Consider the following 6,000-nt stretch of genomic DNA (forward strand, 5'->3'; position numbering starts at 1 on the left):
AGCGGGCCGGGTCAGGGCAGACAGTCACCGGGACCGTCCCGTGGGCCGCCGCCCTCGGTGATGAAGGAGGAGGGCGTATGGGGCCGACCGTGGTGATCGGAGCCGGGCTCGGGGGCCTGGCCGCGGCGATGCGGCTGGCCGCCGCGGGGCGGGACGTCACCGTGGTGGAGGCGGGGGACGCGCCGGGAGGCTGCTGCGGGAGCGCCCGGCTGGGCGACTACCGCTTCGACACCGGGCCGTCGGTGCTCACCATGCCGGACGTCCTGGCCGGAGTCTTCGCCGCCGCGGGAGAGGACATGGACGACTGGCTGCCGCTGCGCCGGCTGGACCCGTACTACCGGCTCCGCTACCACGACGGCTCCCACCTGGACGTCGTGGCGGGCGAGGAGGCGATGGCGGAGGAGGTGCGGCGGCTGTGCGGCCCGGCCGAGGCGGCCCGCTACCGGCGGTTCCGGGCCCGGCTCGCCGAGCTGTTCGCCGCCGAGTGGCGCGCCTTCATCGACCGGGACATGACGCGGCTGCGGAACCTGGCCGGGCCGGCGGCGCTGGCCCGCATGGCCCGGCTGGCCGCCCTGGGCGGCTTCCGGCGGCTGGACCGGCTGGTGGGCGGTCACCTCACCGACCCCCGGCTGGTCAAGGCGCACACCTTCCAGGCGCTGTACGTCGGCCTGTCGCCGCGGCAGGCGCTCGGCATCTACGCGGTGATCGCCCACATGGACACGGTCGGCGGCGTCTACTTCCCCCGCAGCGGCGGCATGCACGCCATCCCCCGGGCGATGGCGGCCGTGGCGGAGAAGACGGGGGCCCGCCTCAGGTACGGCGTGCGCGCGGTCAGAGTCGAGACGGGCGCCTCGGGCGTCAGCGGCGTCCGGCTGGACACCGGGGAACGCCTGCCCGCGGGCAGCGTCGTGGTCGCCTGCGACCTGCCGCGCGCCCACGCCGGGCTGCTCCCGCGCGGCGCGGGCGACTGGCGGCTGCGCCGCCCCCGCTACTCGCCGTCCTGCCTGGTCCTCCACTTCGGCCTCGACCGGCGCCTGCCCGGCCAGGCCCACCACACCCTGCACTTCGGCGCCGACTGGCACTCCTCGTTCGCCGCCCTGGCCCGCGGCCGCCCCCAGCCCGACCCGAACCTGCTGGTCACCTACCCGGAGTCCGACGGCGAGGCCGCGCCCGCGGGGCACGCCACGCTCACCGTGCTGGAGCCCGCCCCCAACCTGGCGCACGGCCGGTGGGACGGGCTGACCCCGCGCCTGGAGGAGCGGCTGCTGGCCAGGCTCGCCGGCCTGGGCTACGGCGACCTGTCGGGCGCCCCCCGGATCGTGTTCGACCCGCCCGGCTGGGCCCGGCTCGGCCACTCGGCGGGCACCCCGTTCGCCCTGGACCACCGCTTCCGCCAGACCGCCTGGTTCCGCCCGGCGGGAGCCGCCCGGCGCGTCCCCGGCCTGCACTTCGCGGGCATGTACACCGCGCCGGGCGTGGGCGTGCCCCCGGTGCTGATCTCGGGGCGGCTGGCCGCCGAGCGCATCCTGGCGGCCGGCAGGTGAGGCCCCCGCCGAGGGCGCCCGGGGCGCCGCCGGTCTCGCTGACCCGCAGCTACGAGTTCTGCCGCCGGCTCAACGCCCGGTACGGGCGCTCCTACTACCTGGCGACCCTGCTGCTGCCCGCCTGGAAGCGCCCCCACGTGCACGCCCTGTACGGCTTCGCCCGGTACGCCGACGAGATCGTGGACTCCTTCGCGGTGACCGGGGACCGCGCGGCGGCCCTCGACCGGCTGGCGGAGCGGCTCGCCCCGGCGCTGGCGGGCGAGGCCGGCGGCGACCCCGTGCTGCCCGCGTTCGCGCAGACCGTGCGCTGCTTCGGCATCGACCACGCCGACATCCGGGCGTTCCTGGCGTCGATGCGGGCCGACCTGACCGTCACCCGCTACGCCACCTACGACGACCTGCTCGGCTACATGGAGGGGTCGGCCGCGGTCATCGGCACGATGACGCTGCCCGTCCTCGAGCCGCTGCCGGGCATGGCGGAACGGGCCCGCGAACCGGCCCGCCAGCTCGGGCTGGCCTTCCAGCTCACCAACTTCCTGCGCGACGTCGCCGAGGACCTGGCGCGCGGCCGGGTCTACCTGCCCCTGGCCGACCTGGACCGGTTCGGCGTCCGCGTCGCCGACCTGGGGCGGCCCGTCGCGGGCCCGGCCCTGCGCGGGCTGCTGGCCTTCGAGGCGGAGCGGGCGCGCGGGCACTACCGGCGGGCCCTGGAGGGCGTGGACATGCTCACCCCCTCCTCCCGCCCGTGCGTGCGCGCCGCCTACGAGCTGTACGGCGGCATCCTCGAGCGGATCGAGGCCGCCGGGTACGACGTCCTGCGGGGCAGGGCCACCGTGCCGCGCCGCCGCAGGCTGGCCGTCTTCGCCCGCCACCTGGTCGCGGCGGCCACGGCGGACCGGGCGGAGCGCCGGGCGCCCGCCGGGACGCGCTGAGAGCCCCGGGCGGGCCGCCGGCCGCGGCGCCCCCGGAGCACGTCGGATCGCACCGTCAGGAGGACAGGATGCCGGGACCGGTCGTCGTCGACGCGATGGGCGGGGACCACGGGACCGCCGAGACCGTCGCCGGAGCCGTGGCCGCGCTGCGGGAGCACGGGGTGCCGGTGGTGCTGGTCGGCCGGGCCGGGCGGGTCCGCCGGGAACTGGCCCGCCACGGCGCCTGCGGCGAGATCGAGGTGGTCCACGCCGAGGGGGTCGTCCCCATGGGGGAGAGGGGCACCGGCGCGCTCGCCCCGGACACCAGCATCGCGGTCGGGTGCGAGCTGCTGCGCCGGGGCGCGGGGGCCGCATTCGTCTCGGCCGGCTCCACCGGCGCGGTCGCCTCGTGCGCGGTCAGGAGCGTCGGCCGGGCGGACGGGGTGCTCCGGCCCGCGCTGGCCGTGGCGCTGCCCCAGGCCACCGGGGGCGCGAGCGTGCTGCTCGACGCGGGCGTGACCTGCGACCCCACACCGGAGATGGTCGCCGGTTTCGCACTGCTCGGCGTCTCCTACGCCCGGCGCGTGCTCGGCGCGGCCACGCCGTCGGTGGGACTGCTCTCGATCGGTTCGGAACCGGGCAAGGGCAGCCGGCTGACCCGCAGGGCCGAGGAGCTGCTGCGCCGGCTGCCGGTGCGCTTCCGCGGTCCCATCGAGGGCCACGACGTGCTGGCCGGCGCCGTCGACGTGATCGTCACCGACGGTTTCACCGGCAACGTCGTGCTCAAGAACGTCGAGGGGACGGTCCGGGCCGTCCTGGCCATGGCCGCGCGGGCGCAGGACGCCCGACCGGAGGCGCTGCGGGAGGTGGCGCGCCGCTACGACCCGGAGACCCACGGCGGGGCCGCGCTGCTCGGGCTGCGCCGCACCGTCGTCGTCGCGCACGGCTCCTCCCGCGCCCGGACGATCGCCCGGGCGTGCGCGGTGGCCCGCGACCTGGCCGCGGGCGGCGTCCCGGAACGGGTCCCCGGCCCGCCCGGGCCCGCCGCCCACCAGGCGGCGGTCCCGGACGGGCAGGGCCGGGGACGGTGAGCCGGCCGGAGCCGCGGCTACGGCGGAGGGCCGGCGGCGGGACCGAGGGGATCGGCGCGGCCGAGGGGGCCGAGGGGGCCGAGGGGGTCCGTCCCGTCCCAGGTCCCTTCGCTGCCGTACGGGGCGAACCGGGCGAACAGCTCCTCGGAGTACCAGCCCTCGTCCCGGGTCCGCCCGATCACCCGCCGGTGCGCCCCGTCCCGGTAGGCGAAGTCCCGCACGGCGGCCGCGTCGCGCCAGAGCGAGAACGTGGCCTGCCGGGCCAGCGGCCACTCCCCGACGCCGACCGAGGCCAGGCAGCCGTCCTGCTCCCGCAGCAGGGCGTCCACGGCCGGGACCGAGCGGTAGAACGCGACCAGCCGCGACGGCCGGATCGACGCCCGCGTCAGCACCGCGACCGGCCCGCCGTCCGCGTCTCCGGACCGGCCCGCGCCGAGCGGGCCGAACGGGTCGATCCCGCCCCAGCTCCCGCGCGAGGCCAGCGGCGCCAGCCGCACCTGCCACCGCTCCAGGGCCTGGTGCCGCCAGCGCGCCGCCACCGGGGAGCGGGCCAGGAAGGCGTCCAGGTCCCGCTCGGAGCGCCAGACCGCCAGCAGCGCCCAGCGGCGCAGGTCCGCGCCGAGGCTCATGGAGGCGCCCCGGCCGGAGCCCAGCAGCCGCCGGAACACCAGCCCGGGGGTGCGCGCCAGCACCGGCCGGTCGAAGGCCGTGTACCGCATGGCCCCCGGATCCGCGTACCGGATGAGGTGGAACGAAGCGATGGTGCCCGTGCTCGTCGCCGTCATCGGCGGCTACCTTCTCGGATCCGTGCCGGTCGCGGTGCTCGTCGCCCGGGCGCACGGGTTCGACCCCCGGCGCGTCGGCGACCGCAACCCCGGCTTCTGGAACGTCAAGGAGCGCGTCGGCCCGCGGGCGGCCGTGCCCGTCTTCGCCGGTGACACGCTCAAGGGGACGTGCGCGGCGCTGCTCGCGTCGGTGGCGGCCGGCGCGCACACCGACGGACTCGGGACGGTCACCGGCGCCGGCGCCGTCCCGGTGTACGCCGCGACGGCCGCGGCGATGGCCGGGCACGCCTGGCCGGTGTTCGCCGGTTTCCGGGGCGGCCGGTCGGTCCTGACCTTCGTCGGCGGCGCCGCCGTCATCTGCCCGCCCGCGTTCCTGCTCGCCGCGGCGGCCACGGCGGCGTTCGCCCTGGCGTGCCGCTCCTTCGCGGCCGGGGCGCGGGCCGGGGTGTTCGGCCTGCCCGTCCTGCAGCTGCTGTTCATGCCGGCCGGGTACGTGGCCGGGACCGGGGCGCTGATGTGCCTCATCGGGCTGCGCTTCGGTCAGGCCGCCCGGGCCGGACGCGGCCGCCCGGCGCCCGAACGGGAGCGCCCGGGGCCGGATCAGGGCCCGGATCAGGGCCCCGCGGAGCGGGATCCGCCGGACCGGTGCCCGTCCTGACCGCCGGGTAGGTGCGGCCCCGCCAGCGGCGCACCGGGCGGAGCGTCGCGGCCGTCAGCCGCAGCGCCGCCGCCGGGTCCAGCAGCGGTGCCAGCAGCACGCCCGGGCCCGGACGCCGGTAGCTGCCGCGCAGCGCCCCGGCCAGCAGCAGCCGCACCGCCAGCAGCCCGAGGTCGAGCCGGGTGGGGCGGCCCGCGAGCAGCCGGAGCACGGGCAGGGCCGCGGCGAGCCAGACCACCGCCAGGTCGGCCGCCTGCCGGGCGGGGGAGGTGACGTCGGCCAGCGGCAGCGACCGGCCCCACTCCCGCCACACCCCGGCCGCGGACTCGTGCATGTCGACCTCCAGCAGCCCGCCCGCGTCCAGGAACCCCACCGCCCAGCCGTCGGCGGCCAGGGCCCGGGCGAGCGCCACGTCGTCGGTCATGTGCCCGCGGACCCGGGTGAACCCGTCCGCGGCCAGCATCGCCGTACGGCGGAAGGCCATGCACTGGCCGTTGGCCAGCACCCGGTGCGGGGGCGGCGGCACGCGCGGGCCGACGGGGCCGAACCGGTAGACCAGCGTCGCCAGGAACGCGGCGTGCAGCGCCTGCTCGGCGGCCCCGCCGCAGACGAACCGGGGCCCGGCGGTGACCAGGTCGTAGGCGTCCAGGGCCGCGGCGAGCGCCCCGAAGAGGCCGGGCGCCGGGCGTGCGTCGGCGTCGAGGGCGACCACGACGTCGCCGCGGGCCGCCTCGACCCCGTGCCGGAGCGCCCACTGCTTGCCCACCCAGCCGGTCGGCAGGGGCGGGGCGGGGCGGACCCGCGCGCCGAGGGCGGCGGCCAGCCGCGCCGTGCCGTCCGAGGAGCCGTCGTCGACCACGACGACCTCGGTCACGTCCGGGTCGGCGAGCGCCGCCGACAGGCACGGGCCGATGCGGTCCTCCTCGTCCCTGGCCGGGACCACCACCGAGATCCGCGCGGTGCGGCCGTGGACCGGGGCGAGCGGCGGCAGCCGGGTCCGGCCGCGGGCCA

5 protein-coding genes and 1 pseudogene are annotated in these 6,000 nt (G+C 78.6%); 4 read left to right on the forward strand and 2 right to left on the reverse strand.

The window, feature by feature from the left end; translation table 11 throughout:
• Positions 1-77: 77 nt before the first annotated feature.
• The 3 genes from crtI to ABD823_RS13390 all read left to right on the forward strand — a co-directional run bounded on the left by crtI (position 78) and on the right by ABD823_RS13390 (position 3,546).
• Positions 78-1,544, forward strand: a complete 1,467-nt coding sequence (crtI, locus tag ABD823_RS13380) for a phytoene desaturase family protein (protein ID WP_344859304.1) — start codon at positions 78-80, stop codon at positions 1,542-1,544.
• Positions 1,541-2,476 carry a phytoene/squalene synthase family protein gene (locus ABD823_RS13385; protein WP_344859305.1) on the forward strand — a complete coding sequence of 312 codons (936 nt, stop codon included), beginning with the start codon at positions 1,541-1,543 and terminating at the stop codon, positions 2,474-2,476. Before crtI ends, ABD823_RS13385 begins: the two co-directional genes overlap by 4 nt.
• Before the next feature lie 68 nt (positions 2,477-2,544).
• Positions 2,545-3,546: a phosphate acyltransferase gene (locus ABD823_RS13390; RefSeq protein WP_344859307.1), complete on the forward strand. Its 1,002-nt coding sequence runs from the start codon at positions 2,545-2,547 to the stop codon at positions 3,544-3,546.
• A gap of 17 nt (positions 3,547-3,563) precedes the next feature.
• Here ABD823_RS13390 and ABD823_RS13395 read toward each other — a convergent pair whose 3' ends face one another.
• Positions 3,564-4,331 carry a spheroidene monooxygenase gene (locus ABD823_RS13395; RefSeq protein WP_344859308.1) on the reverse strand — a complete coding sequence of 256 codons (768 nt, stop codon included), beginning with the start codon at positions 4,329-4,331 and terminating at the stop codon, positions 3,564-3,566.
• Between ABD823_RS13395 and ABD823_RS13400 the strand changes: the two are divergent.
• Positions 4,306-4,806, forward strand: a pseudogene (locus ABD823_RS13400) (glycerol-3-phosphate acyltransferase); the annotation flags it as partial. The gene ABD823_RS13395 and the pseudogene ABD823_RS13400 sit on opposite strands and share 26 nt — an antisense overlap.
• Positions 4,807-4,852: 46 nt before the next feature.
• Here ABD823_RS13400 and ABD823_RS13405 read toward each other — a convergent pair.
• The coding region (locus ABD823_RS13405; RefSeq protein WP_344859310.1) for a glycosyltransferase family 2 protein at positions 4,853-6,000 on the reverse strand (1,148 nt) is incomplete at its 5' end.

The organism is Planomonospora alba, from assembly GCF_039534085.1.
GTDB classification, from domain to species: domain Bacteria; phylum Actinomycetota; class Actinomycetes; order Streptosporangiales; family Streptosporangiaceae; genus Planomonospora_B; species Planomonospora_B alba.

What these genes read in the sequence shown, in the direction of transcription:
- ABD823_RS13395 (WP_344859308.1), bottom strand. Translation starts at nt 4,331, where the DNA reads ATGACGGCGACGAGCACGGGCACCATCGCTTCGTTCCACCTCATCCGG.
- crtI (WP_344859304.1), top strand. Translation starts at nt 78, where the DNA reads ATGGGGCCGACCGTGGTGATCGGAGCCGGGCTCGGGGGCCTGGCCGCG.
- ABD823_RS13390 (WP_344859307.1), top strand. Translation starts at nt 2,545, where the DNA reads ATGCCGGGACCGGTCGTCGTCGACGCGATGGGCGGGGACCACGGGACC.